General features: G+C 76.2%; 1 pseudogene. It reads left to right on the top strand.

What is annotated here, in order from left to right:
* Nucleotides 1-562: pseudogene (locus tag PROKR_RS36110) on the top strand (hypothetical protein); the annotation flags it as partial.

Here is a 562-nt window from a genome sequence, read left to right as displayed (position 1 = left end):
GACGGGGCTCGCGTGGCGCACGACGCGCGGCACCTGGGGCGTGGCCGCGTGGTCGGCGGTGCCGGTGGTCGCCACGGCGTGCGTGGGCGTGGTCCTGGTCACCGAGCCGGGTCCCGGCCTGCGCTACCTGCTCGTCGCGGTCGCGCTGCTCGCCGTGCTGAGCCCGGTCGTGGTGGTGCTGGCGGCGATGGTGCTGCGCCGTCGGGCCACCGAGGGCTGGAACGGGGCCGGACCGGGCGTGTTCCTGCTGGTCTCCGTCGCGGCGGCGACCGTGTACTCCAGCCTGCTCGTGCTGGGCGTGCAGTGGGTGCTGCGCTACGGCGAGCGCGCCACGACGCCGCAGCCGCTCGGGGACGGCCTGGTCGGCGTCGACCGCACCGTGCCGGACCCCGACCTCGTGCGCGTGCCGCCCGTCTACACCGAGTTCGGCACCACGTCGGTGGTCATTGCGCTGGTGTTCCTGGTGCTCCTGGTCGTGGCGGCCGCCGGGCCGTACGTCATCGACACCCTCCGGTCCCGCACGCTGTGGATCCCGGGCGCGCCCCGCACGCTCGGGCCGCCG

Source organism: Promicromonospora kroppenstedtii DSM 19349, from assembly GCF_000515355.1.
Taxonomy (GTDB): domain Bacteria; phylum Actinomycetota; class Actinomycetes; order Actinomycetales; family Cellulomonadaceae; genus Promicromonospora; species Promicromonospora kroppenstedtii.
The sequence above is the reverse complement of the archived record's forward strand: the minus strand, read 5'-3'. Positions and strand labels throughout refer to the sequence as shown.